Annotated in this window: 24 protein-coding genes; 21 read left to right on the top strand and 3 right to left on the bottom strand. The window is 72.5% G+C overall.

Translation table 11 applies throughout. The features are described 5' to 3' along the window. Positions 1–818: RNA-guided endonuclease InsQ/TnpB family protein (locus CUT44_RS16410; RefSeq protein ID WP_233221437.1), on the bottom strand; the 818-nt coding region annotated here is incomplete at its 3' end. Between the two features lie 185 nt (positions 819–1,003). Between CUT44_RS16410 and CUT44_RS16405 the strand changes: the two genes are divergently transcribed. The 7 genes from CUT44_RS16405 (at position 1,004) to CUT44_RS16375 (ending at position 6,879) form a co-directional block, all read left to right on the top strand. Next, positions 1,004–2,341: a CpaF family protein gene (locus tag CUT44_RS16405; RefSeq protein WP_100202614.1), complete on the top strand. Its 1,338-nt coding sequence runs from the start codon at positions 1,004–1,006 to the stop codon at positions 2,339–2,341. A gap of 14 nt (positions 2,342–2,355) precedes the next feature. After that, positions 2,356–3,291 carry a type II secretion system F family protein gene (locus tag CUT44_RS16400; protein ID WP_100202613.1) on the top strand — a complete coding sequence of 312 codons (936 nt, stop codon included), beginning with the start codon at positions 2,356–2,358 and terminating at the stop codon, positions 3,289–3,291. 16 nt (positions 3,292–3,307) lie between these two features. Beyond that, the gene (locus tag CUT44_RS16395; RefSeq protein ID WP_100202612.1) at positions 3,308–4,195 is read left to right on the top strand and encodes a DUF5936 domain-containing protein; all 888 of its coding nucleotides are present in this window, start codon (positions 3,308–3,310) and stop codon (positions 4,193–4,195) included. A gap of 471 nt (positions 4,196–4,666) precedes the next feature. After that, a complete protein-coding gene (locus CUT44_RS16390) occupies positions 4,667–4,897 on the top strand; it encodes a hypothetical protein (protein WP_100202611.1) in 231 nt (76 codons plus the stop codon). Then, complete coding sequence (locus CUT44_RS16385) at positions 4,894–5,571, top strand: pilus assembly protein TadG-related protein (RefSeq protein ID WP_100202610.1); 678 nt, start codon at positions 4,894–4,896, stop codon at positions 5,569–5,571. The genes CUT44_RS16390 and CUT44_RS16385 overlap by 4 nt, the downstream gene beginning before the upstream one ends. Before the next feature lie 29 nt (positions 5,572–5,600). Further along, positions 5,601–6,218 (top strand): hypothetical protein, encoded by a 618-nt coding sequence (locus CUT44_RS16380; protein ID WP_100202609.1) that lies wholly within the window; start codon positions 5,601–5,603, stop codon positions 6,216–6,218. Between the two features lie 13 nt (positions 6,219–6,231). Continuing rightward, complete coding sequence (locus tag CUT44_RS16375) at positions 6,232–6,879, top strand: OmpA family protein (RefSeq protein WP_408646750.1); 648 nt, start codon at positions 6,232–6,234, stop codon at positions 6,877–6,879. A 73-nt stretch (positions 6,880–6,952) separates the two neighbouring features. Here CUT44_RS16375 and CUT44_RS16370 read toward each other — a convergent pair whose 3' ends face one another. Beyond that, a complete protein-coding gene (locus CUT44_RS16370) occupies positions 6,953–7,333 on the bottom strand; it encodes a DUF192 domain-containing protein (RefSeq protein ID WP_100202608.1) in 381 nt (126 codons plus the stop codon). A 143-nt stretch (positions 7,334–7,476) separates the two neighbouring features. Between CUT44_RS16370 and CUT44_RS16365 the strand changes: the two genes are divergently transcribed. The 10 genes from CUT44_RS16365 (at position 7,477) to CUT44_RS16320 (ending at position 18,912) form a co-directional block, all read left to right on the top strand. Further along, entirely contained in the window at positions 7,477–8,226 is a 750-nt protein-coding gene (locus CUT44_RS16365; protein WP_100202607.1) for a prepilin peptidase, read from the top strand. A 354-nt stretch (positions 8,227–8,580) separates the two neighbouring features. Next, the gene (locus tag CUT44_RS16360) at positions 8,581–9,378 is read left to right on the top strand and encodes an isoprenyl transferase (protein ID WP_100202606.1); all 798 of its coding nucleotides are present in this window, start codon (positions 8,581–8,583) and stop codon (positions 9,376–9,378) included. A 273-nt stretch (positions 9,379–9,651) separates the two neighbouring features. Continuing rightward, entirely contained in the window at positions 9,652–10,989 is a 1,338-nt protein-coding gene (locus CUT44_RS16355) for a PhoH family protein (RefSeq protein ID WP_100202605.1), read from the top strand. A 509-nt stretch (positions 10,990–11,498) separates the two neighbouring features. Continuing rightward, positions 11,499–12,197, top strand: coding sequence for an aggregation-promoting factor C-terminal-like domain-containing protein (locus CUT44_RS16350; protein ID WP_100202604.1), 699 nt, complete (start codon positions 11,499–11,501; stop codon positions 12,195–12,197). Positions 12,198–12,407: 210 nt separating this feature from the next. After that, positions 12,408–13,796, top strand: a complete 1,389-nt coding sequence (locus CUT44_RS16345; protein WP_100202603.1) for an AI-2E family transporter — start codon at positions 12,408–12,410, stop codon at positions 13,794–13,796. A gap of 174 nt (positions 13,797–13,970) precedes the next feature. Continuing rightward, positions 13,971–14,915, top strand: coding sequence for an SPFH domain-containing protein (locus tag CUT44_RS16340; protein WP_100202602.1), 945 nt, complete (start codon positions 13,971–13,973; stop codon positions 14,913–14,915). Beyond that, positions 14,912–15,178, top strand: a complete 267-nt coding sequence (locus CUT44_RS16335; RefSeq protein ID WP_408646749.1) for a hypothetical protein — start codon at positions 14,912–14,914, stop codon at positions 15,176–15,178. Before CUT44_RS16340 ends, CUT44_RS16335 begins: the two co-directional genes overlap by 4 nt. A gap of 109 nt (positions 15,179–15,287) precedes the next feature. Next, complete coding sequence (locus CUT44_RS16330; RefSeq protein ID WP_100202600.1) at positions 15,288–15,812, top strand: PadR family transcriptional regulator; 525 nt, start codon at positions 15,288–15,290, stop codon at positions 15,810–15,812. Beyond that, the gene (locus CUT44_RS16325) at positions 15,809–16,495 is read left to right on the top strand and encodes an ABC transporter ATP-binding protein (RefSeq protein WP_100202599.1); all 687 of its coding nucleotides are present in this window, start codon (positions 15,809–15,811) and stop codon (positions 16,493–16,495) included. The genes CUT44_RS16330 and CUT44_RS16325 overlap by 4 nt, the downstream gene beginning before the upstream one ends. Next, complete coding sequence (locus CUT44_RS16320; RefSeq protein WP_233221436.1) at positions 16,492–18,912, top strand: ABC transporter permease; 2,421 nt, start codon at positions 16,492–16,494, stop codon at positions 18,910–18,912. Before CUT44_RS16325 ends, CUT44_RS16320 begins: the two co-directional genes overlap by 4 nt. Before the next feature lie 105 nt (positions 18,913–19,017). On the opposite strand, the gene CUT44_RS16315 is transcribed toward CUT44_RS16320, so the two are convergent. Beyond that, positions 19,018–19,749: a DUF1707 SHOCT-like domain-containing protein gene (locus CUT44_RS16315; RefSeq protein ID WP_233221435.1), complete on the bottom strand. Its 732-nt coding sequence runs from the start codon at positions 19,747–19,749 to the stop codon at positions 19,018–19,020. A gap of 172 nt (positions 19,750–19,921) precedes the next feature. Here CUT44_RS16315 and CUT44_RS16310 point away from each other — a divergent pair, with 172 nt between their 5' ends. The 4 genes from CUT44_RS16310 to CUT44_RS16295 all read left to right on the top strand — a co-directional run bounded on the left by CUT44_RS16310 (position 19,922) and on the right by CUT44_RS16295 (position 24,726). After that, the gene (locus tag CUT44_RS16310) at positions 19,922–21,652 is read left to right on the top strand and encodes a fumarate hydratase (RefSeq protein WP_100202598.1); all 1,731 of its coding nucleotides are present in this window, start codon (positions 19,922–19,924) and stop codon (positions 21,650–21,652) included. A 27-nt stretch (positions 21,653–21,679) separates the two neighbouring features. Then, complete coding sequence (locus CUT44_RS16305; RefSeq protein WP_100202597.1) at positions 21,680–23,089, top strand: class II fumarate hydratase; 1,410 nt, start codon at positions 21,680–21,682, stop codon at positions 23,087–23,089. Between the two features lie 96 nt (positions 23,090–23,185). Beyond that, positions 23,186–23,881 carry a cytidylyl-2-hydroxypropylphosphonate hydrolase gene (fomD, locus tag CUT44_RS16300; protein ID WP_100202596.1) on the top strand — a complete coding sequence of 232 codons (696 nt, stop codon included), beginning with the start codon at positions 23,186–23,188 and terminating at the stop codon, positions 23,879–23,881. A gap of 167 nt (positions 23,882–24,048) precedes the next feature. Next, a complete protein-coding gene (locus CUT44_RS16295; protein WP_100202595.1) occupies positions 24,049–24,726 on the top strand; it encodes a class I SAM-dependent DNA methyltransferase in 678 nt (225 codons plus the stop codon). Positions 24,727–24,753 lie beyond the last annotated feature (27 nt).

Below are 24,753 nucleotides of genomic sequence, written 5' to 3'. Positions count from 1 at the left end.
TCCTCGATCACGACCGTTTGGTTCTCACGGACGAGCCGAGTGGACAGCTTGTGCAGGAAGTCGCGGCGCCGGTCGGCGATCCGCGCGTGCACACGGGTGACCTTGCGCCGGGCCTTGGCGCGGTTGGCCGAGCCCTTCGCCTTCCGCGACAGCTCCCGCTGCGCCTTCGCCAGCCGGGTCCGGTCGCGGCGCTCGTGCCGGGGGTTGGTGATCTTCTCCCTGGTGGACAGCGTCACCAGGGAGGCGATACCCGCGTCGATGCCGACCGCCGCCGTGGTCGCGGGCGCGGGCGCGATGGTGTCCTCGCACAGCAGGGAGACGAACCAGCGCCCGGCCGCGTCGCGGGAGACGGTCACCGTGGTCGGCTCCACGCCTTCGGGCAGCGGCCGCGACCAGCGGATGTCCAAAGGCTCCGTCATCTTCGCCAGGGTCAGCTTGCCGTCGCGCCAGGTGAAGGCGCTGCGGGTGTACTCGGCCGACGCGCGGGACTTCTTCCGGCTCTTGTACCGGGGGTACTTGGCGCGCTTGGCGAAGAAGTTGGCGAACGCGCCCTGGAGGTGGCGCAGTGCCTGCTGGAGCGGGACGGAGGACACCTCCGTCAGGAAGGCCAGCTCCTGGGTCTTCTTCCACTGCGTGAGCATCGCCGAGGACTCCACGTAGGAGATCCGGCGCTGCTGGCCGTACCAGGCCCGGGTGCGCTCCTGAAGCGCCTTGTTGTACACCAGGCGGACGCAGCCGAACGTGCGCGACAGCTCCGCCGCCTGCTCGTTTGTGGGGTAGAAGCGGTACCGATACGCCCGCTTGACCTGCTGCTTCACCCATCACATTCTATCAGTTTCCGTGTGAGTGCCGGGTGTCGGTCGGTGGACGGTGGACGCCGGTCCGCCCTGGCGGCGAACCGGCTTTCCCTGCCCCGCCACGCGGGAGCTTCGTTTCTCCCCCGCAAGCGGGAGGTACCCCCACCCCGGCCCGAAGGCCGGGGCATCCACGAAGGAGAGGCTCGATGAGCCTGAGGGCGCGCATCAACGCTCCGGACCCGGCCGGCGGATCGCAGCAGGAGGGCCACCTCGTCGCGGTCTACCGGGCCAAGCTGCTGGAGGAGATCGACCTCGCGGAGATGTCGTCGCTCGCCGCGGCCGAGCGCCGGGTGCGCCTGGAGCGAGTCCTGGGGCACATCATCAGCCGCGAGGGCCCGGTGCTCTCCACCCCCGAGCGTGCGCTCCTCATCCGCCGGGTGGTGGACGAGGCCCTGGGGCTGGGCATCCTGGAGCCGCTGCTGGAGGACTCCTCCATCACGGAGATCATGGTCAACGGCCCCGACCAGGTGTTCGTGGAGCGGGCCGGCCGGGTCGAGCGCCTCCCGCTGCGCTTCGCCTCCGACGAGCAGCTGATGCAGACCATCGAGCGCATCGTCTCCACGGTCAACCGCCGGGTGGACGAGTCCAACCCGATGGTCGACGCCCGCCTCCCCTCCGGGGAGCGCGTCAACGTCATCATCCCGCCGCTGTCCCTGTCCGGCCCCACCCTCACCATCCGGCGCTTCCCCCGCGCCTACACCCTGCGGGAGATGGTCGGTATGGGCTCCCTGGACGAGCAGCTGGTGCTGCTGCTGTCCGGGCTGGTCCGCGCCAGGTTCAACATCGTGGTCTCCGGCGCCACCGGTTCCGGCAAGACGACCCTGCTCAACGCACTGTCCGGGCTGATCCCCGACGGGGAGCGCATCATCACCATCGAGGACGCCGCCGAGCTCCAGCTCCAGCAGAGCCATGTCATCAGCCTGGAGAGCCGCCCCGCCAACGTCGAGGGCAAGGGCCGGATCACCATCCGCGACCTGGTGCGCAACTCCCTTCGCATGCGCCCCGACCGCGTCATCGTCGGCGAGGTCCGCGGCGGCGAGACCCTCGACATGCTCCAGGCGATGTCCACCGGCCACGACGGCTCGCTCGCCACCGTCCACGCCAACAGCGCCGAGGACGCCCTGATGCGGCTGCAGACGCTCGCCTCGATGTCGGAGGTGAAGATCCCCTTCGAGGCGCTGCGGGACCAGATCAACAGCGCCCTGGACGTCATCGTCCAGCTCAGCCGCTACCCCGACGGATCGCGCCGGGTCAGCGAGGTCGCCGTCCTGGACTCCCACGGCCGCGAGGAGTACCGCATCACGACCGTGTGCCGCTTCGACACCCGGCCCATGGGGGCCGACCGCACCGTGCGCGGCGTCTTCCGCCACCTGCCCCTGCCGGGCCGGGTCGCCGAACGCCTCCGGCTGAAGGGGGAACCCGTTCCGCCCGCCTTCGGCATCGCCCGGGACGACAGCCAGCTCCTCACCCGCGAAGCCCTCTAGGAAGCCGCCCCGACATGGACAACCTCGCCCTGCCGACGATCGGCGTCACCCTGCTCGCCGGGGTGCTCGCGGTAGCGGGCATCCACGCCTACGCGTCCGGCCGGGCGCAGCGCCAGGAGCTGATCGACCGGCTCGCGCTGACCGGGCAGCCGGTCTCCGGCCGGCACCGCCGGTTCGCCGGCCTCGACCGGAGGCTGCGCCGGACCGGTCCGGGGCAGCGGATCGAGCGGAAGCTCACCACCACCGGACTGGACCTGACCCCGGGCGAGTTCCTGGTCTACCTGGTGGCGGTGGTGGCCGCCCTGTGGCTGCTGGCCTCCTCGGTCCTGGCCCCCTTCTTCGGGCCGCTCGCCGGGCTGCTGGGCGTCTGGGGGGCCAACGCCTTCCTCAACTGGCAGCGCAACAGGCGGATCGAGGCATTCATCGGCCAGCTCCCGGAGCTGTCCCGGGTACTGGCCAACGCCACCCGGGCGGGACTGGCGCTGCGCACGGCCCTGGGCATGGCCGCGGACGAGCTGGACGCCCCCGCCGGCGACGAGCTGCGCAGGGTCGCCGACCAGCTCGCCCTGGGCCGCTCCGTCGACGAGGCCCTGGACGAGCTCGCCGACCGGCTCCCCTCCCGCGAACTGGTCGTCCTGGTCACCACCCTGGTGCTCTCCAACCGGGCCGGCGGCGCGGTCGTCAGCTCCCTGCAGAACCTCACCCGGACCCTGGAGGAGCGCAAGGAGACCCGGCGCGAGGTCCGCACCCAGCTCTCCCAGGTGAACGTCACCGCCTACGCGGTCCCGGCCATCGGCCTGGGCGCCATGCTGCTGATCAACGCCATCGAGCCCGGCGCCCTGGACCGGGTCACCGGGAGCTTCCCCGGGCAGGTCGCCGTGCTCGTCTCCCTGGGGCTGTACGTTCTGGGCTTCATCGCCATCCGCCGCATCTCCAGGATCGACGTCTGAGGGAGAGGAACAAGCCATGGGTCTGCTGCTCGCCCTCGCCCTCGCGGCCGGCGTCTGCGGGATCTTCGCCGGGCTGCGCATGTACCGCGGCGAGACCAGGCTCCCCGGCGACCTCGCCGTCGCCCTGGAGGTCGGCTCCTCGCGCACCGGGGCCGTCGGCTCGGCCGTCGACCGGCTGGGCATGCGCTGGGCCCCGCTGGTGCTGCGGCTGATGGGCCCGAAGCTCGTCGACCGCAAGCGCCGCCAGATCAGCATGGCGGGCAACCCGGGCGGCCTCACCATCGACCGCTACGCGGCCCGCCGCGCCGTCTACGGTTTCCTGGGGCTCTTCGGCGCCCTGGTGATGCTGCTCGACGGTCAGCCGGTCGCCGCCCTGGCACTGCTGGCCTTCGCCTTCCTGTGGGCCGAGGTCGGACTGTGGATCGCCGTCCGCCAGCGCCGGGAGGACATCGAGCGCACCCTTCCGGACTTCCTGGACGTCCTCGCGGTCGTCGTCAGCGCCGGGCTCGGCTTCCGGCAGGCCCTGGAGCGGGTGGCGGAGCGGTACCAGGGGCCGTGGGCCGACGAACTGCGCATCACCCTGCGGCAGATGGACATGGGGGTCAGCCGCCGGCAGGCCTTCGACGAGCTGCGCAGACGGAACGACTCGGAGCAGGTCGCGATGTTCGTCAGCACGCTCCAGCAGGGCGAGGAGCTGGGCGCCCCGATCGTCGACACCCTGATCTCCATCGCCAACGACATGCGGCGTGCCGACGCGCAGAACGCCCGGCGCAAGGCGGCCAGGGCGATTCCCAAGGCCACCATGGTCGTCACCACCTTCATGGTGCCGGCCACCATCATCCTGATGGCCGCCGGTCTGCTCCTCGGCTCCGGCACCGACTTCGACTCCTTCACGGGCGAGTAGGCGAGCGGGGTGCGGCTCATGGTGACCGGCCGGGACACGGTGGACGTAACGGCGCATTCGGGGGCGCTTGCACTTGAGAAGGGAGCGCAAAGTTCCCATCCCGGACCAAGTGCGCCTTTGTCAAGGCCGTTGACGGTTGTCTCGAACAGGACGCGGCCTTCCCGTGGTTCTTCGCAAACGCAATTCGATATGGCACAGTCGATGCCGGGCCCGGACGCTCCCCGGGCCGAGCGGTCCGCACCGGCCGACAGGGAGGAGGGCGCGCCGTGACCGAGCGAGAAGTGCCTCCGCGCGCCCCCCGGAAGGGGAATTGGCCTCCGGCACCCTGGGACGAGTCGGGAGAACCCGCGTACGTTTCTCATGTCGCCGATGAGCCCGGCCGTGGAGAGGCCGGTGACGGGGACGGCGTCGCAAGCACAGAATCGTACGTGTCGGCCGGCGGACGGCCGGCCGGACTCGGAGGGGTAGACCGTGAGCGACAAACTGCTGAGGACCGCCGTCAACGCCCAGGCCCGGCTGCGGAACTGGGGGGAGGTCAGGGCCGACGCCCTGCGGCGGCGCGCGGACGAGGGGCAGTCCGCGGTGGAGTACATGGGCATCATCGCGGTGGTCGTGGCGATCATCCTCGTGCTGCTCGGAACCAATCTCGGTGCCACGATCGCGGCGGAGATCGTCGAGCAGGTCGAGAGCATCACCGGGTGAGCCGTGGCACCTCCGACGCCGGGCAGGCCTTCCCCGTCTACCTCACGGCGGTGGCGGGCCTGCTCTTCCTCGCGCTGGCGTTCTTCGCGGTCGGGATGGCGTCGGCCGCCCGCAACGACGCCCAGGGCGCGGCGGACGCCGCCGCGCTGGCCGCCGCCCAGGACGCCCGGGACGGGCTGCGGGAGGACCTCCTGGAGCTCTTCGACCCGGACAGCTGGGAGGACCTGCTCGGCGGGAACGAGGTGGGCGACGCGGACGGCGCCTGCGGGGCGGCCGCGGAGTTCGCGCGGAAGAACGGCGCGGAGCTGACCGGCTGCGACCCGGTGAGCTTTCCGGCCGGATTCACGGTCGGGGTCAGGAACACCGAACCGGTCGGGGACTCGCTGATCCCCGGTACGGAGAGCACGCACGCCGAAGCCACTGCCACGGCGGTCATCGAGCCCCGCTGCGACATCGGTGAGACCGAGGCACCCCCGAACGGCGAGCCGGGCGGGGAAGAGGAGGACACCGAGGAGCCCCCGGGCGAGGAGGAGGAGCCGGAGCCGGGGCACGAACTGGTCTGCGACGGGATCGACGCGCCCATCGAGATCGGCCCCGACCTCGACCCGGAGGATCTCCTGGAGATCCTTCCGGACCCCGAGGAGCTGTTCTCCGTCCACCTGGCGGACCAGTGAGCGAACGACAAGCAGAGGAAACACAACGCATGGGCACACGCGCGATAGGGAAGCTGCTGCGGGGCGCGGCCGCCGCGGCGATGACCGCGGCGCTGGCCTTCACCCTGACTGCGTGCGGCGGGGGGGACGACGAGGCGCCGAACGCCGGCTCCTCCGCCCAGCCGTCCGGCAGGGGAGGGGACGGCGGATCGGACGGCCGGCAGGACGGCTCCGGCGGGGAGAACGGCGGCGAGGACGGAGGGGAGGGCACGGCCCTGGCGACTATCAAGGGCTCGGACGGGGTGAACATCGTCGTGACTTCGGTCGTCCGGGACCAGGGGGGGTTCGTCACCGTCAAAGGGCGAATCGAGAACACCGGTGACCAGGTCTATGCCTTCCGGCACTGGACCGCGGGTGACACGGAGCTGGCGAGCAAAGGCGCTTCGGTCGGCGGTATGACACTTGTCGACAAGAAGGGCAAGAAGCGCTACTACATCCTGCGCGACACCGATGACAACTGTCTGTGCACGATGTTCCCGAGTGGTCTGGGTGGCGGGAAGACCGCGGACTTCTTCGCGCAGTTCCCCGCCCCGCCGGCGGAGACCACCGAGGTCGACCTGCAGGTCCCCACCATGAGCAGCGTGACCGTACAGATCACCGACAAGTGAGGGGCGCGCAGCGATGACCGACCGACCGCGCACCCTCGTGATGCGGCGCACCGTCGCCGCGGGCGCCGGTGTGTTCCTTGCCGTGGCCGCCCTCACGGTGACGGCGCCGGGCACCGCGTCCGCCGAGCCCGGCGGCCCCAGCTCGCCGCCGGGCTTCGCCCCCACCCCGTCCCCGCCGGTCGAGGTGGACCAGAACGCGCCCGGTCTGATGATGAAGGACGGCGCCACCCTCAAGGAGCCCAAGGTCCTCGACATCCGCTCCATCGTGGAGGAGCAGGGCGGTGCGGAGCGGCGCGAGGACTCCAACTTCCAGACCAAGTTCACGCTCCAGGCCGAGGTGCTCTTCGGCCGGGACAGCGCCAAGTTGAACGCCGAGGCGCATGCCCGCATCAAGGACATCGCCGTGGAGATCGACAAGCAGGGAGCCACGGAGGTCAACGTCTTCGGCTTCACCGACAACCTGGGCTCCTACGCGCACGGCAGGGACCTCTCCAAGCGGCGCGCGGAGTCGGTGCACCGGCAGTTGCTGAAGGAGATCACCGCCCAGGTCACCTTCAGGATCCGCGGCTACAGCGAGGACTACCCCATCGCGGACAACTCCACGGAGGAGGGCCGCAAGAAGAACCGCCGGGTCGAGGTCTCCTTCCCGCGCGGCGGGTGACCGGCACGACCCCCCGGGACCACCGGCTGCCGGATCCGGAGCCACGAGCCCGGTGTCGGTGTCGGTGTCGGTGTCACGACTCCAGCGCCACCCGTACGCCCGGCCGCAGCCCCCAGCGCACCATGGCGCCCGCCTCGGCCTCCAGCACATGGCGGGCACGCGGCCGGGGGAGGCCGAGGCGTCCGGGCCGCATGGTCCGTACCGCCAGTACCCGCAGACCGCGGTCGAGGTAGGCCACGTCGATCGCGAACCGCATCCGGAAGGTGTGCACCCCGCTCGCGGGGGTCAGCAGGAGCGCGCCCTCGATGCCGTCGCGCCCCAGCAGACCGCGGGTACGGGCGCCGAGGGACGCGGCGACCTCCACCGGAACCTCCGCCGGTGCCCCCGCCGGAACCTCCGCCGGGCCCTCCGCGGGGACACGCAGCACCCCCTGTCCGTCCCGCAGGCGGTCCATGGCCCGTCCCCTCGTCTCGTACGGCCCGTCACCCGTGCCCGTGCCCGTTCCCGTGCTGTTGCGTGCGCCGGGTTCTACCAGAGGATTCCCCCGGGTTCCACAAGCCGTACCCGGAACCGGCCGTCCGCCGTACGCTTCGCGGCGTGTACTGCGCGCTGATCGCCCTCGCCGCCGGCTACGGCGCCGCCGCCGGGCTGCTGGTGCCGCGTGCCGCGTACCGGCTCGCCGTGGAGCCGGGAACGGCGTGGCGCGCGGAGTGTCCCGGCGGCCATCCGCTGCGGGGCCCGCTGTCCGGCTGGGCGGGTCCGGCCCGGTGCCGGGCGTGCGGGAGCCCGGCGTACGGACCGGGTGCCGCGGGGACGGCCGCGGTCACGGCGGCGGTGTGCGCGCTGCTCGCGGCGGCCGTCGGAGGCCGGCCGGAGCTGGGCGTGTGGCTGCTGCTGGCACCGTTCGCGGTGCTGCTGGCGGCCGTGGACCGCAGGGTCCACCGGCTGCCGGACGTGGTGACCCTGCCGCTGGCGGCGGCCTGCGCGGCCCTGCTGGGCGTCGCCGCGCTGCTGCCCGGGGCGGGCGGCAGCTGGCCGGGGGCCCTGCTGGGCGGGTCGGCGCTGGGCGCGGTGTACCTGGGGTTGTTCCTGGCCAGCCCGCGCGGCATGGGGCTCGGTGACGTCAAGCTGGCGGTCCCGGTGGGGACGGCCCTCGGGTGGTACGGCTGGGGCACCCTGCTGACGGGGGCCTTCGCGGGTTTCGCGCTGGGCGCGGTCCACGGGATGTCGCTGGTCGTCCTGCGCCGGGCGAGCCGCGAGACGGCCATGCCGTTCGGGCCGTTCATGGTGGCGGGCGCCCTGGCGGGTCTGGTGCTGGGGGCGCGCCGGGGGGGTACGGGAGGGTGAAACGGGCTGTCGGTGCACGGCGCGCACGTCTTTGACGGTTATGGTGGAAGCCCCCCTCGGGCCGGCCCGTATCCCCCCCCACGGGTCGGCCCGCTTCACCTCCGGGTCCGCTTATCGCTGTTCTGTGACAGTCCCGGTTCGTGCGGTTGTGCGGACCCGCAGTAAGGTTCTCAGGTCCCGTCCGGCCGGTCTCCGCGGGCCCCGCCCCGCCCGGTCCCGGCCGGGAACCCCCGCCCGGTTCCGCCGGGAGAAGCCTGTCCGTCCGGGGTGGCGGACCGGGGTCGCGGGCTGATCCACCCAGGTCGGCCGGACGGGGCCGCACGTTCGGGCCGGCATGGAGGGGCTGACAAACCGATGCTGCGATCTTCCCGGGGAGGCACCCGGTACCCCCAGTGGCTGCGCCGACTGGTCTACAAGCTCTACACCCACCGGGTGGAGGGCCGGCTGGACCACACCCAGGTGCCCAAGCACATCGGTGTCATCCTCGACGGCAACCGCCGCTGGGCGCGGGCCGCCGGCGGTACGACCGAGCAGGGGCACCAGGCCGGCGCCGAGAAGATCCGGGAGCTGCTGGGCTGGTGCGCCGAGACGGACGTCGAGGTGGTCACGCTGTGGCTGCTGTCCACGGACAATCTCAACCGGCCCCCCGAACAGCTCAGCCCCCTGCTGGCGATCATCGAGGACGCGGTACGGGACCTGGCCGCGGACGGCCGCTGGCGGGTGCACCACGTCGGCGCGCTCGACCTGCTGCCCGACCACACCCAGCGGGTCCTGAAGGAGGCGGCGCAGGCCACCGCGGACAACCGCGGGATACTCGTCAACGTCGCCGTCGGCTACGGGGGGCGGCAGGAGATCGTCGACGCCGTGCGCTCCCTGCTCGCCGAGCGGGCCGCGCGGGGCGCGAGCCTGGGCGAGCTGGCGGAGAACCTGGCCCTGGAGGACATCGCCGAGCACCTGTACACCCGGGGGCAGCCCGACCCGGACCTGGTGATCCGCACCAGCGGTGAGCAGCGGCTGTCGGGCTTCATGCTCTGGCAGAGCGCGCACTCGGAGTACTACTTCTGCGACGTGTTCTGGCCCGCCTTCCGGAAGGTGGACTTCCTGCGCGCGCTGCGGGACTACGCGGCGCGCCACCGCCGGTACGGCTCCTGACGGGGTACCGGCCCCGGCAGGTCACCGGCTGTTCATCCGGTCTGCGGCATATGCCGTTGCATGGCGCGGGGACGCGCAGGGAATACCCCCTTCAGGCCGGTCCCCGATCCAGGGGGCGGTCCCGGGAGGCCCTTTGCACACCACGGACGTCCGTGCGAGACGCACGGAGGACGCGGAGGGCCGGTGCCCGGCCCGTGCACCGGGGCCGGAGCCCGGTCTCTTTCCCCGCGACGCCGTCGCACCCCGAACTCTTCCGAGGGGGTTCGTCCACCCGTGGTGACCAGAACCAAGCGTCGTGAGCACGACCGGCGCACCTATGTCATCGACACCAGTGTCCTGCTCGCCGATCCGTCGGCCCTGACCCGCTTCGACGAGCACGAGGTCGTGCTTCCGGTCGTCGTGGTCACGGAGTTGGAGGCCAAGCGGCACCACCCGGAACTGGGCTACTTCGCCCGTCAGGCGCTGCGGCGGCTGGACGAGTACCGGGTGCTGCACGGGCGGCTGGACGCCCCCATCCCGATCGGCGAACTGGGCGGCACGCTCCGGGTGGAGCTGAACCACTCCGACCCGGCGATCCTGCCCTCCACCATGCGGGGCGATCACGGCAGACCGGCCGACAACGACTCGCGCATCCTGGCGGTGGCCAGGAACCTCCAGGCCGAGGGGTACGACGTCACCGTCGTCTCCAAGGACCTCCCGATGCGCATCAAGGCGTCCTCCGTCGGGCTGCTGGCCGAGGAGTACCGCGCGGAACTGGCCATCACCGAGTCCGGCTGGACGGGCATGGCCGAACTGACCCTGGCCGGCGAGGACGTGGACGAGCTGTTCGCCGCGGAGAGCGTGTACGTGCCCGAGGCCGCCGAACTGCCGGTGCACACCGGGCTCGTCCTGCAGTCCGAGCGGGGCAGCGCGCTGGGCCGGGTGACGCCCGAGAGGCGGGTCAGACTGGTGCGCGGCGACCGCGAGGCGTTCGGCATCCACGGACGCAGCGCCGAGCAGCGCATCGCGCTGGACCTGCTGCTCGACCCGGAGGTCGGCATCCTCTCGATGGGCGGCCGGGCCGGCACCGGCAAGTCGGCGCTGGCGCTCTGCGCCGGCCTGGAGGCGGTGCTGGAGAAGCGGCAGCACAGCAAGGTCATGGTGTTCCGGCCGCTGTACGCGGTCGGCGGCCAGGAGCTGGGCTACCTGCCGGGCACCGCCGACGAGAAGATGAACCCCTGGGCGCAGGCGGTCTTCGACACCCTCTCGGCGGTGACGTCCCGTGAGGTGATCGAGGAGGTCGTGGCCCGCGGCATGCTGGAGGTGCTGCCGCTCACGCACATCCGCGGCCGTTCCCTGCACGACGCGTTCGTGATCGTCGACGAGGCGCAGTCCCTGGAGCGGAACGTCCTGCTGACGGTGCTGTCGCGGATCGGGCAGGACTCCCGGGTGGTCCTCACCCACGACGTCGCCCAGCGCGACAACCTGCGGGTCGGGCGGTACGACGGGGTGGTCGCCGTGGTCGAACGGCTCAAGGGGCATCCGCTGTTCGCCCACATCACCCTCACCCGGTCCGAGCGGTCGCCGATCGCGGCGCTGGTGACCGAGATGCTGGAAGAGGGTCGTATCTAGCCGTTCAGCCGTATTCGGCAGCGTCCGGCCGCATACCGCCGTGTCCGGTCGTGTCCGGCACGGTTCGGCCGATTGCGGCGGTGTTCCGCCGCGATCGGCCGTGCCCGGGGGCGACTTCGGCCCGGTCCGGGCGCAAGGCCCCGCACGGCGAAGCGCAGCAGCCTAGCCGTGCGGGGCCTTCCGCACGCCCTTTTCCGGGGAATCGGAGCACCGGATGCGGTGTGAGCTTTCCCACGTGTCACAGAATTGCATCCGTCGTTCCGCTTCCGGCAGTGTGTGGGTCCTGTCAGGCCCCGCGTACGGCACACCGACACCGCCCGCACCACCCGGTGCGGCACCCACAAGTCAACAACGAACGCCGTACGCCGCCCGAAGCACCACGCGGTCCCCCCGACCGGAGGGATCCGGCCGGGCCAGTGCCTCCCGTGACCAGCGCGTGGGGAGGTCCGTGTCAGGGGCACGATTGCGCCCGCGGGGTCACCCGAGTGGGCAGTGTGGAAGGAAACCGTGTGACTCGGATCTCGGTCCGGGGGTTCGCCGTGGCATCCGCCACCGCGGTCACCACCGTCGGCGCTGTCGTCGGAGTGGCCTCGGGGAACGAGCAGGGATCGACCGAGCCGGTCGAGGCCACTGCCGCGGACGCGACGCTCCTCGCAGACATACCCGTCGGCCAGCAGGCCCAGGTACAGACCGCTTCCCTCACACAGCAGGCGGACAACGCCGCCGTCGCCGCGGACGCGGAGGCCCGGCAGGCCGCCGCGGAGGCCGCCCGCAAGCAGGCGGCCGCGGACGCGAAGGCCAAGAGGGAGGCCGCGGAGAAGGCCGCCAAGGAGGCCGAGGAACGCGAGAAGAGGGCGCAGCAGCAGGCGGCCAGCCGCTCGGCGGAGCGCGCCGACTTCCCGGCGCAGAGCTCCTACAGCGTCGCCGAGGTCAAGGCGATGGCCCAGCAGATCGTGGGCGGCGGCCAGTTCCAGTGCTTCTCCAACATCGTCGAGCGCGAGAGCAGCTGGAACTACCGGGCCGAGAACCCCTCCTCGGGCGCGTACGGCCTCGTCCAGGCGCTGCCCGCCTCGAAGATGTCCTCGGCCGGTGCCGACTGGCGCACCAATCCGGCCACCCAGATCAAGTGGGGTCTGAACTACATGAACGACCGCTACGGCAGCCCCTGCGGCGCCTGGGAGTTCTGGCAGGCCAACCACTGGTACTGAGCCGTACCGGGTCGTGAGAACCGGTCCGAGCCCCCCGTCCACCGGACGGGGGGTTTGGTGTGTCCGGTCCGGAGCAACCGTTCATCCCGGTGATCTCGTCCCATGACGGGGTGGCCGATGCGGACGCGCGTATCGGCCCCGGCCGGTCGGCCCATACTGGAGCCGGCCGGAGAACCGGCCAGAAGGAACACAGGGGGCGAAGGAAACGGCATGTCGAGACTGCAGAGCCTGAGGAAGGGCGTGTCGCGCCTCGCCGACCGGCTGAGTGAGCGCCTGGCGCGGGCCGGGAAGGAGCCGGACGACACCCCGCCGGCCGTGCCCGTCCACTCCTCCGCCCCGGCGGGGGAGGGCGGCCCCCCGGTTCCACCGCCCCCCGCGGGCACCTCCGCCTCGCCGGTGCCGCCCCCCGCCTTCATGGTGCCGTGGGGGGTGCGGGTGGCGGCCGAGGTGGGGTGGCGGCTGCTGATCCTGGCCGGGGTGGTCTACGTCCTGATGAAGGTGATCAGCGCGTTCAGCCTGCTGGTCCTGGCCTTCGCCGTCGGCCTGCTGCTCACCGCGCTGCTCCAGCCCACCGTCGCCCGGCTGCGGCGGCTGGGTGTGGGGCAGGGCGCGGCCACCGCGATCACCTTCGTCGCCGGGGTGGCGATGCTGGGGCTGGTGGGCTGGTTCGTGGTCTGGCAGGTGATGGAGAACGCCGACCAGCTCACCCGCCAGGTGCAGGACGGTATCGAGGAGTTGCGGAACTGGCTGCTGGACGGTCCGTTCCATGTCACCGAGGAGCAGATCAACAACGTCGCGGACAGCCTGAACGACTGGGTCGGCAGCAACACGCAGGCGATCACCGACGCCGGTCTGCAGGGCGTGACCGTCGTGGTGGAGTTCCTCACCGGCGCGGCGCTGGCGCTGTTCGTGACGATCTTCCTGCTCTACGACGGCCGGCGGGTGTGGAACTGGACGCTCAACTTCGTGCCCCGGCCCGCGCGGGACGGTATCGCCGGTGCCGGGCCGAGGGCGTGGACGACGCTCACCAGCTATGTGCGCGGCACGGTGATCGTGGCCTTCATCGACGGCTTCTTCATCGGGATCGGCATCTACTTCCTGGACGTGCCGATGGCGGTGCCGCTGGCCGTGATCGTCTTCCTGTCCGCCTTCGTCCCGATCGTCGGCGCCTTCACCTCCGGGACGCTGGCGGTCCTGGTCGCCTTCGTGACCAACGGCATGGTCACCGCGCTGCTCGTCCTGGCGGTGGTGCTGGCCGTGCAGCAGCTGGAGGGCCATGTGCTCCAGCCCTTCATCCTCGGCCGGCTGGTGCGGGTGCACCCGCTGGGCGTGGTGCTGGCGGTGACCGGCGGCAGCCTGCTGGCGGGCATCCCCGGCGCGGTGACGGCGGTGCCGGTGGTGGCGGTGCTCAACTCCGCGGTCGGCTATCTGCGCGAGTACACGGCTCAGAACGCGCTGCACGGCGGGGCCGTCCCGCACGGCGCCACCGCCGAGTTCGCGGTGCCGGAGGCCGCGGCGGGCGATACGGCGGGTGAGGCGCCGTCACAGCAGGCGGTGGCGCGGGAGAACGGCCCGGGGACGGGCGCTCCGGAGCGGTAGGCGGGACTTCCGCCGTCTCACGAGGGCTCCTGCGGGGGCTCCGCCGCACGGGCGGGGCCCCCGCGGCTTTTTCCCGGGGCTTCCCGGGGCTTCCCCGGGCTTCCGGAACGGGCCCCGCCAAGATAATGTGCTATCACATTGCTAGATCACACCAGAACGAGACGGGGAACCGCCATGCCCGCCGACACCGTGTCCACGGCCGGAGACCTTCCGCAGATGCCCCCACCGCGGGTGCGGGAGAAGCCCGCCCGCTCCGTCCCCGGCGGGCTCGCCCTGCTGCTCGGCCTGCTGGGGCTGCTGCTCGGGGTGGGTGGCATCTTCCTCGGGGCGGGACTCGCCGCCGACGGCTCGGGCGGTGCCGGGGTGACGCTGATCGTCCTCGGGGTGCTGCTGGTGGTCGGCTCGCTCTTCGCCATGGCGGGGCTCAACATGGTGGCGCCCGGCGAGGCCCGGGTGGTCCAGCTCTTCGGGCGATACACCGGCACCATCCGCGAGGACGGACTGCGCTGGGTCAACCCGCTGACCAGCCGCGCGAAGATATCCACCCGGGTTCGCAACCACGAGACGGCCGTGCTCAAGGTCAACGACGCCTACGGCAACCCGGTGGAGCTGGCCGCCGTCGTCGTCTGGCAGGTGGAGGACACCGCGCAGGCCACCTTCGAGGTGGACGACTTCCTGGAGTTCGTCTCCACCCAGACCGAGGCCGCCGTGCGGCACATCGCGATCGAGTACCCGTACGACGCCCATGAGGAGGGCGGCCTGTCGCTGCGCGGCAACGCCGAGGAGATCACCGAGAAGCTCGCCGTGGAGCTGACCGCCCGGGTGCGGGCGGCGGGCGTGCGGATCGTCGAGTCGCGCTTCACGCACCTGGCGTACGCCCCCGAGATCGCCGCCGCGATGCTCCAGCGCCAGCAGGCGGGCGCGGTGGTCGCGGCGCGCCGGACGATCGTGGACGGTGCCTGCGGCATGGTCGAGGACGCCGTCGCCCGGCTCGCCGCGCAGGACTTCGTCGAGCTGGACGAGGAGCGCAAGGCCGCCATGGTCAGCAACCTCCTGGTGGTGCTCTGCGGCGACCGCTCGCCCCAGCCGGTCCTCAACACCGGGACGCTGTACCAGTGACGGCGTCCCAGCGGGGTCCCGGTTCCGGTTCCGAGCCGGGGCCGGAACCGGGACCCCGGCCCCGGCGGGAGCGCAGGCAGGTGCTGCTGCGGCTGGATCCGGCGGTCCACGAGGCGCTCGCCAGGTGGGCGGCGGACGAGCTGCGCAGCACCAACGCGCAGATCGACTACCTGCTGCGCCGGGCGCTGAACGAGGCCGGCCGGATGCCGGGGGACGCCCGTCCCCATCCCCGCCGGGGCCGCCCTCCCCGTGCGGAGGACTGAACCCGGACCGGATGCCCGGAAGTCGGGAAAACGCCTGGTCAGAGAAGTGAAGCGCTGCACGGCCCATGTGTATACACCTCGTGTATACACGTGGTGTACAGTCGTCGTCATGTCCATCGGCCACACCCTGCTGGGAATTCTGGAGACCGGGCCCCGCCACGGTTACGACCTCAAGCGCGCCTTCGACGAGCGTTTCGGGCACGACCGCCCGCTGCACTACGGGCAGGTCTACTCGACCATGTCCCGGCTGCTGAAGAACGGCCTGGTCCAGGTCGACGGGGTCGAGCCCGGCGGGGGTCCCGAGCGCAAGCGCTACGCCATCACCGACGCCGGGATCACCGATGTCGTCGGCTGGCTCGGCCGGGCCGAGAAGCCCGAGCCCTATCTGCAGTCCGTCCTCTACACCAAGGTCGTCCTCGCGCTGCTGACCGGGCGCGACGCAGGGGAGCTGCTGGACGTCCAGCGGGCCGAGCACCTGCGCCTGATGCGCGAGCTGACCCGGCGCAAGCAGGGTGGCGACCTCGCCGACCAGCTCATCTGCGACCACGCCCTGTTCCATCTCGAAGCCGACCTGCGCTGGCTGGAAATGACCGCCGCACGTCTTGACCGACTCGCCAAGGAGGTGCGCGGATGACCGCCACCGACTCGTTCCTCAGCGCCGTGGACCTGCACAAGTCCTACGGCCCCACCCCCGCCCTGGCCGGCGCGGACTTCACCGTCCAGGGCGGTGAGGTCGTCGCGGTGATGGGCCCCTCCGGCTCCGGCAAGTCCACCCTGCTGCACTGCCTGGCCGGCATCGTCCGCCCCGACTCCGGCGCGGTCCACTACCGCGGCCGCGAACTGTCGGCGATGACGGACGCCGAGCGCAGCGCCCTGCGCCGCTCCGAGTTCGGCTTCATCTTCCAGTTCGGCCAGCTCGTCCCCGAGCTGACCTGCGTCGAGAACGTCGCCCTGCCGCTGCGGTTGACCGGCATGGGCCGGAAGGACGCCGAGCGGCAGGCCACCGGCTGGCTGGAGCGGCTGGAGGTGCACGACGTGCGCCACCACCGTCCCGGGCAGGTATCCGGCGGCCAGGGGCAGCGTGTCGCCGTCGCCCGCGCCCTGGTCACCGGACCGCGGGTGGTCTTCGCCGACGAGCCCACCGGCGCGCTGGACTCCCTCAACGGCGAGCGCGTGATGCAGCTGCTGACCGAGGCCGCCCGGGACACCCGCGCCGCCGTGGTGCTGGTCACCCACGAGCCCCGGGTCGCCGCCTACTCCGACCGCGAGATCGTGGTCCGCGACGGCCGGGTGCGGGACATGGCGGGTGCGGCGTGAGGGCACTGGACTCCCGGCGGGAGGCCCGGGACACCGCACCGCCCTCCGGCGCCGAGGACCCGCCGCCCGCGCCGGCCGTCGGGGCCGGAGCGGCCGGCCGGCTCGCCGACCTGCTGATGGGCGCCCGCTTCGCGCTCTCCGGCGGCCGCGAGGGCTGGATCCGTACGGTCCTCACGGCGATCGGCGTCGGGCTCGGCGTCGCCGTGCTGATGATCGCGGCCTCCGTGCCCCACATGTTCGCCGCCCGCGACGCCCGCACCGACGCCCGGGAGATCTACGGGGCGCCCGAGCTCGAGCGCTCCGCGGACACCGCCCTGTACACGCTGGCGGACACCGATTTCCGCGGCGAGGACATCCGCGGCCGGTACCTCCAGCCCGAGGGCGAGGACCCGCCGCTGCCGCCGGGAGTGGACAAGGCTCCCGGCCCCGGCGAGATGCTCGTCTCGCCCCCGCTGAAGGAGCTGCTCACCTCCCCCGAGGGAGAGCTCCTGCGGGAGCGGCTGCCTCAGCGGATCATCGGCACCATCGGCGAGGAGGGGCTGCGCGGCCCGGACGAGCTCACCTATCTGGCGGGTACCGACAAACTCTCCACGGCGGACGGCTCCGGTTTCCGCATCGACCGCTTCGGCATGAACAGCGCGGAGGAGCCCCTGGACCCCTTCCTGCTGCTACTGGTGATCGTCACCTGTGTGGTGCTGCTGCTCCCGGTCGGGGTGTTCGTCGCCACGGCCGTGCGCTTCGGCGGCGAACGCCGGGACCGCCGGCTCGCCGCGCTGCGGCTGGTCGGCGCGGACAGCCGGACGGTGCGGCGCATCGCCGCGGGGGAGGCCCTCGTCGGGGCCCTCCTCGGGCTGCTCGTGGGCATCGCGCTGTTCCTGCCGGCCCGTCAGTTGATCGGCCAGGTCACGCTCTTCGACATCAGCGTCTTCCCGTCCGACGTCCGGCCCAGCGCCCTGCTGGCCACGCTGATCCTGCTGGCCGTGCCCGTCGCCGCGGTGGCCGTCACCCTGCTGGCACTGCGCGGCGTCGCCATCGAGCCGCTCGGCGTGGTGCGCGGCTCCGGAGTCCGCAGGCGTCGGCTGTGGTGGCGGCTGCTGCCGCCCGTGGCCGGACTGCTGCTGCTGTCCCCCCTGCTCGACGGGATGGACCCCGACGGCGGGGCGCTCGCCACCTACACCGTCGCCGCGGGCGTCCTGCTGCTGCTGGTCGGTGTCGCCGCCGTGCTGCCCTGGCTGATCGAGTGGGTCGTCTCGCGGCTGCGGGGCGGGTCACTCCCCTTCCAGCTCGCCGTCCGCCGGCTCCAGCTCGACAGCGGAGCGGCGGCCCGCGCGGTCAGCGGCATCACGGTCGCCGTCGCCGGGGCCATCGCCATCCAGATGCTGTTCGGCGCGGCGGAGGAGGAGTACACCAGGCCGACCGGCCAGGACACCGGCCGCGCCCAGCTGCAGATCATCGACCACACCGAGAGCGGCGCGAGCGCCGCCGGGCTGACCGGGCGGCTCGCGGACACCCGGGGGGTGCGCCAGGCGCTGGGCAGCACCGAGGTCCATGTCCCGATGCCCGGCGAGGGAGGCGGCGACCCGGTGTACACGCAGGTCACCGTGGCGGACTGCGCCGTCCTGACGGAGCTGGCCCGCGTCGGCTCCTGTACGGACGGGGACGTCTTCACGACCGACCGGGAGGGCGTCGGCTCCCGCCCCGGTGCGCGGCTCGACCTGAACATCCCGGAGTACCTGCCGGAGGAGGAGGAAGAGGTCCGGATCGGTGACCCGGACCCGTGGACCGTCCCCGCCGACGTCCGCGACGCCGAGCCCCGGAACGATCCCTCGGGCAACCTCACCGAGGGTGTTCTCGCCACCCCGGGGGCACTCGATCCCTCCCGGCTGAAGGACGGGCGGGTCGAGGTCCTGGTGCGGCTCGACCCGTCGGTGCCCGACGCGGCGGAGTACGTGCGCAACGCCGTGGAGCCCGGTTCCCCCCGCACCATCGTGGTGGAGCTGACGGACAGCGACACCGCCGACAGGTTCGCGCTCATCCAGCGCGCCCTGTACGCCGGCGCGACCGGGGTGCTGCTGCTCATCGGCGCCAGCATGATCGTCTCCACCCTGGAGCAGTTGCGCGAGCGCCGGAAACTGCTGTCGGTGCTGGTCGCGTTCGGCACCCGCCGGGCCACGCTGGCCTGGTCGGTGCTGTGGCAGACGGCGCTGCCCGTGGTGCTCGGCCTGGCGCTGTCGATCGCCGGCGGGATCGGACTGGGGGCGATCCTGCTGTCGATGGTCTCCGAGCCGTTCGCGGTCAACTGGGCGAGCCTGGCCGGCATGGCGGGCCTGGGCGGCGGCGTGATCCTGCTGGTGACCGTCCTCAGCCTGCCGCCGCTGTGGCGGATGATGCGCCCGGACGGACTGCGCACCGAGTGACGCGCCGCGTGACCACCGCCCGTACGGCCCGCACGGAGGGGGGCCGTACGGGCGGCGGCGCGTGCCGTACGGTGCGTCTTCCGGCCGGACGCCGCCGACGGAGCGTCAGCGGCGCAGGTCGCGCAGGCGCTTGCCCCGCTTGGGCCTGGCCTCCACCCCGCCGAAGATCGCCGCGCCGTGCACCACGACCACCGGCGCGTCCGGGTCCTCGGCCTCCGCCGACCGCACGTCGTAGCCGCCCATGATGCCGGTGCCGCTGCCGCGCAGGGTGACGTTCTCCGGGACCCTGATCTCGATGCCGCCGAAGATCGCGGTGGCGTCGATGACGACCTCCCGGTGGTCGAACAGGGCCTCGGTGAGATCGATCTCGATGCCGCCGAAGAGGGCGAGGGCGCTGGTCCGCGGACCCACCCGCCAGCGCCCCCGGCGCGAGGCCCCACCGAATATCGCGAGCAGGTGCCGGCCGGACGACGTGCCGTACGGCGGACACGGTGCGGCCGTGCCGGGGGAAGGACCGCGGGACTCCGGCGCCGGGGCGGGAGAGGGCCGGAAGGCGCCGGTGCGGGCCGCCGGCAGATCGCGTACCAGCGGCCGCAGTTCGCCGATCGTCTTCGCCCGGTAGGCCGCGTCGACCCGCTCGGCGTGCTCCTCGGTGTCCAGCCGGCCCTCCGCGAGCGCCTCGCGCAGGATCTCCGCGATCCGGTCGCGGTCGGCGTCCGAGGCGCGTACGTCCGCCTCGTCGACGGCCCGCGCGGCGGGCGGTGCGGCGGGCGGTGCGGCCGGGGGCGCGGCGGACCGTTCGGCTGGCTGCTTCCGCAGCGAGGTCTTCTCGTCCACCCGGCCAGCCTAGCGAACGCGATACATCGCGACCAGGGGCGGTGCCGGACGATCCCGCGGAAGCCGGGGCCGCCGGGTGAGCCCGACCTCACACCGGCCGCCGGCCGGCCGGGGTCTTACGCTGTGAGGCGCCGCCAGCCACCGGCCGCCAGCGAAAGGAACGGACCACCCCATGTCTGCCGACCCCCGCCCGAACGCCGCAGCGACCCCCCGCCCGGACTCCCCGGCGTTCTCCTACACGGACCTGCTGCCGCTGGGCGCGGACGAGACCCCGTACCGCCTGGTCACCGCCGAGGGCGTCAGCACGTTCGAGGCGGGCGGGCGGACCTTCCTGAAGGTCGAGCCGGAGGCGCTGCGCCTGCTGGCCGCCGAGGCGGTCCGCGACATCTCCCACTTCCTGCGCCCCGCGCACCTGGCCCAGCTCCGCCGCATCCTGGACGACCCCGAGGCGTCGGCCAACGACCGCTTCGTCGCGCTGGACCTGCTGAAGAACGCCAACATCGCCGCCGCCGGGGTGCTCCCGATGTGCCAGGACACCGGCACCGCGATCGTGATGGGCAAGCGCGGCCAGAACGTGCTGACGGCAGGGCACGACGAGGCGGCCCTCTCGCGCGGCATCCACGACGCGTACACGCAGCTCAACCTGCGCTACTCCCAGCTGGCCCCGCTGACCATGTGGGAGGAGCGCAACACCGGCACCAACCTCCCGGCGCAGATCGAGCTCTACGCCACCGACGGCGACGCCTACAAGTTCCTGTTCATGGCCAAGGGCGGCGGCAGCGCCAACAAGTCCTTCCTCTACCAGGAGACCAAGGCCGTGCTGAACGAGGCGGCCATGATGCGCTTCCTGGAGGAGAAGATCCGCTCCCTGGGCACCGCCGCCTGCCCCCCGTACCACCTGGCGGTCGTGATCGGCGGCACCTCCGCCGAGTACGCCCTCAAGACGGCCAAGTACGCCTCCGCGCACTACCTGGACGCCCTGCCCACCGAAGGCTCCCCGGCCGGCCACGGCTTCCGCGACCCGGAGATGGAGGAGAAGGTCTTCGAGCTGACCCAGCAGCTCGGCATCGGCGCCCAGTTCGGCGGCAAGTACTTCTGCCACGACGTGCGCGTCGTCCGGCTGCCGAGGCACGGCGCCTCCTGCCCGGTGGCCATCGCCGTCTCCTGCTCCGCCGACCGCCAGGCGCTGGCGAAGATCACCGCCGAGGGCGTCTTCCTGGAGCAGTTGGAGAGGGACCCGGCGCGCTTCCTGCCCGACACCACCGACGCCGAGCTCGGCAACGCACTCGACGGCGTCCAGGACGAGGGCGTGGTGCGGATCGACCTCAACCGCCCGATGGACGAGATCCGCGCCGAGCTGTCCAAGCACCCGGTCAAGACCCGGCTGTCGCTGACCGGCCCGCTGGTCGTCGCCCGCGACATCGCCCACGCCAGGATCAAGGAACGGCTGGACGCGGGCGAGGAGATGCCCGCCTACCTGCGCGACCACGCCGTGTACTACGCGGGCCCGGCCAAGACCCCCGAGGGCTACGCGTCCGGCTCCTTCGGCCCGACCACCGCCGGCCGCATGGACGCCTACGTCGAGCAGTTCCAGGCGGCGGGCGGCTCCTTCGTGATGCTGGCCAAGGGCAACCGCAGCAGGCAGGTCACCGACGCCTGCGCGAAGCACGGCGGCTTCTACCTCGGCTCCATCGGCGGCCCGGCCGCGCGCCTGGCCCAGGACTGCATCAGGAAGGTGGAGGTCCTGGAGTACGAGGAGCTGGGCATGGAGGCGGTCTGGCGGATCGAGGTCGAGGACTTCCCCGCGTTCGTCGTCGTCGACGACAAGGGCAACGACTTCTTCACCGACCCCGGCCCCGCCAGGCCCTTCGTCACCTCCATCCCGGTGCGCCCCGGGAGCTGACCCCGGCCGGGACGTAGCTTTGTCCCCATGACTGGGACGAGCGAGAGCGAAAACGGCGAGTACCGGACCGAACACGACTCCATGGGCGAGGTGCGGGTGCCCGCGCACGCCAAGTGGCGGGCGCAGACCCAGCGCGCCGTGGAGAACTTCCCGATCTCGGGCCGGCGTCTGGAGCGTTCCCACATCCAGGCGCTGGCCCGGATCAAGCAGGCCGCGGCGAAGGTCAACGCCGAGCTCGGGGTCCTGGACGAGGAGAAGGCCCGGGCGATCGCCGAGGCGGCCGCCGAGGTCGCCGAGGGGCACTGGGACGACCACTTCCCGGTGGACGTCTTCCAGACCGGCTCCGGCACCTCCTCCAACATGAACATGAACGAGGTCGTCGCCACCCTCGCGAGCGAGCGGCTGGGCGCCCCGGTGCACCCCAACGACCACGTCAACGCCAGCCAGTCCTCCAACGACGTCTTCCCCTCCTCCATCCACATCGCCGCCACCGCCGCCGTCACCGCGGACCTGGTCCCGGCGCTGGAGCACCTGGCGGCGGCGCTGGAGCGCAAGGCCGCCGAGTTCGCCGGGGTGGTCAAGTCCGGCCGCACCCATCTGATGGACGCCACGCCCGTCACCCTCGGCCAGGAGTTCGGCGGCTACGCCGCGCAGGTGCGGTACGGGGTGGAGCGGCTGCGCGCCTCGCTGCCGCGGCTGGCGGAGCTGCCGCTGGGCGGCACCGCGGTGGGCACCGGCATCAACACCCCGCCCGGCTTCTCGGCCGCGGTGATCGCGGAGGTGGCCCGTACCACCGGGCTGCCGCTGACCGAGGCCCGCGACCACTTCGAGGCGCAGGGGGCCCGCGACGCCCTGGTGGAGACCTCCGGACAGCTCCGGACGGTCGCCGTCGGCCTGACCAAGATCTGCAACGATCTGCGCTGGATGGCGTCGGGCCCGCGCACCGGGCTGGCCGAGATCCGGCTGCCGGACCTCCAGCCCGGTTCCTCGATCATGCCCGGCAAGGTCAACCCGGTGATCCCCGAGGCCGTCCTGATGGTCGCCGCCCAGGTGACGGGCAACGACGCCACGGTGGCGGCGGCCGGGGCGTCCGGCAACTTCGAGCTGAACGTGATGCTCCCGGTGATGGCGCGCAACCTGCTGGAATCCGTCCGGCTGCTCGCGAACGCCTCCCGGCTGCTGGCCGACCGCACGGTCGACGGCATCGAGGCGGACGCCGGGCGCGCCCGCGAGTACGCGGAGTCCTCCCCCTCCGTGGTCACCCCGCTGAACAGGTACATCGGCTACGAGGAGGCCGCGAAGGTCGCCAAGCGGTCCCTGGCGGAGCGGAAGACGATCCGCGAGGTGGTCCTGGAGTCCGGTTACGTGGAGCGGGGCGACCTCACCCGGGAGCAGCTCGACGAGGCGCTGGACGTGCTCCGCATGACCCGGCCCTGACCCCCGTTCCCGTCCGCCGCTGCGTCCGCCGGCCCGTCCGCCGGCCCGGAGCGGCGGACGGGGCGGACCCCGGTCGGCGCGGACTAATATCCGCCCATGACGGCGGACACGGCGGAGCACACGGAAACGGCGGGCGGCCCCCGCTGGCGGCCCGGAGAGCACATCCTGTGGCGCTACCGGGCCAACGGAGGCACCGCCCCGCACATCTGCCGCCCGGTGACCGTCGTCCGCGACACCCCCGGGCTGCTCGCCGTCTGGGTGGCCCCCGGCACCGTCTGTGTCCGGCCGCGGCTCGCCGACGGCACCCCCGTGCACCGGGAACCGCTCGCCACCCGCTACACCAAGCCGCGCACCACCGTGCGCTCGCGCTGGTCCGGCACCGGTGTGCTCAAGCTCGCACGGCCCGGCGAGCCCTGGTCGGTGTGGCTGTTCTGGGAGCGGGACTGGCGTTTCCGGAACTGGTACGTGAACCTGGAGGAGCCGCTGCGCCGCTGGGCGGGCGGGGTCGACTCCGAGGACCACTTCCTGGATCTCGCCGTCCACCCCGACCGCAGCTGGGAGTGGAAGGACGAGGACGAGTTCGCGCAGGCGCGGCGGGTCGGCCTGCTGGACGCCGACGGGGCCGCGCGGGTGCGGGCCGCGGGACGGCGGGCCGTGGCGGCGGTCCGCTCCTGGGACAGCCCGTTCCGGGACGGCTGGGAGGACTGGCGCCCCGACCCCGCCTGGCGGATTCCCCGGCTGCCGGGCGACTGGGACCGGTCCCCGGACCCGGACGGCCGAGAGGGCTGGTGAGGGCGCCCCCGCGTCTCGCATGATGGCCTTGGGCATTCGGTGAAACCCAGCCGTTTCCCCGGGCGGCCGGCCGTAGGATCACCCCGACCTCCGCAAACCCTCAGCCGCATCGGAAGTCCCGGTCCTCACAAAGGACATGGCGCACGTCCGTGAGAGGAGCCCCAGACGTGAGCACCACAGAAGGCAACCAGGCGTACACGGAAGGCGACCGGGCGGCGATCGATCGCGCCGGGCAGGCCGACGCCTTCGACGCCATCGGCGACCGCTACGACGAGGCGTTCCCGCACAAGGAGGGGCAGCTCGCCGCGGGCGCCTGGCTGGCCGGGCAGCTGCCCGCCGGATCGCGGGTGCTGGACGTCGGCTGCGGCACCGGGGTCCCCACGGCACGCCAGCTCTTCGAGGCCGGGCACCGGGTCACGGGCATCGACATATCCCCCGGGATGCTCAAGCTCAGCCGGGACAACGTCCCCGGTGCCGAGTTCCACCGGATGGACATCGCCGATCTGGAGAACCACGACCTGGGGCCCTTCGACGGCATCACCGCCTTCTTCGCCCTGCTGATGCTGCCCAGGGACGAGATCCCCGTCGCCCTGCGCATGCTGCACGGACAGCTCAACCCCGGCGGGGTGCTGGCACTGGGTATGGTCGAAGCGGATGTGGACGACTTCGCGATTCCGTTCCTGGGCAATACGATCCGGGTATCCGGCTATCTACGGGACGAACTGCGCCAGGTGGTGCGCGACGCGGGCTTCGAGATCGCCGGGGAGGAGTCGTTCACGTACGCACCGGCCAGCACGGACGTCCCCCCCGAGATCCAGATCTTCCTGCACTGCCGACGCTCCTAGCCCTCGAACAGCCCTCGAAGCGCTGGG

Origin of the sequence: Streptomyces carminius (assembly GCF_002794255.1) — a bacterium.
In the GTDB taxonomy this organism is placed as follows: domain Bacteria; phylum Actinomycetota; class Actinomycetes; order Streptomycetales; family Streptomycetaceae; genus Streptomyces; species Streptomyces carminius.
The sequence above is the reverse complement of the archived record's forward strand: the minus strand, read 5'-3'. Positions and strand labels throughout refer to the sequence as shown.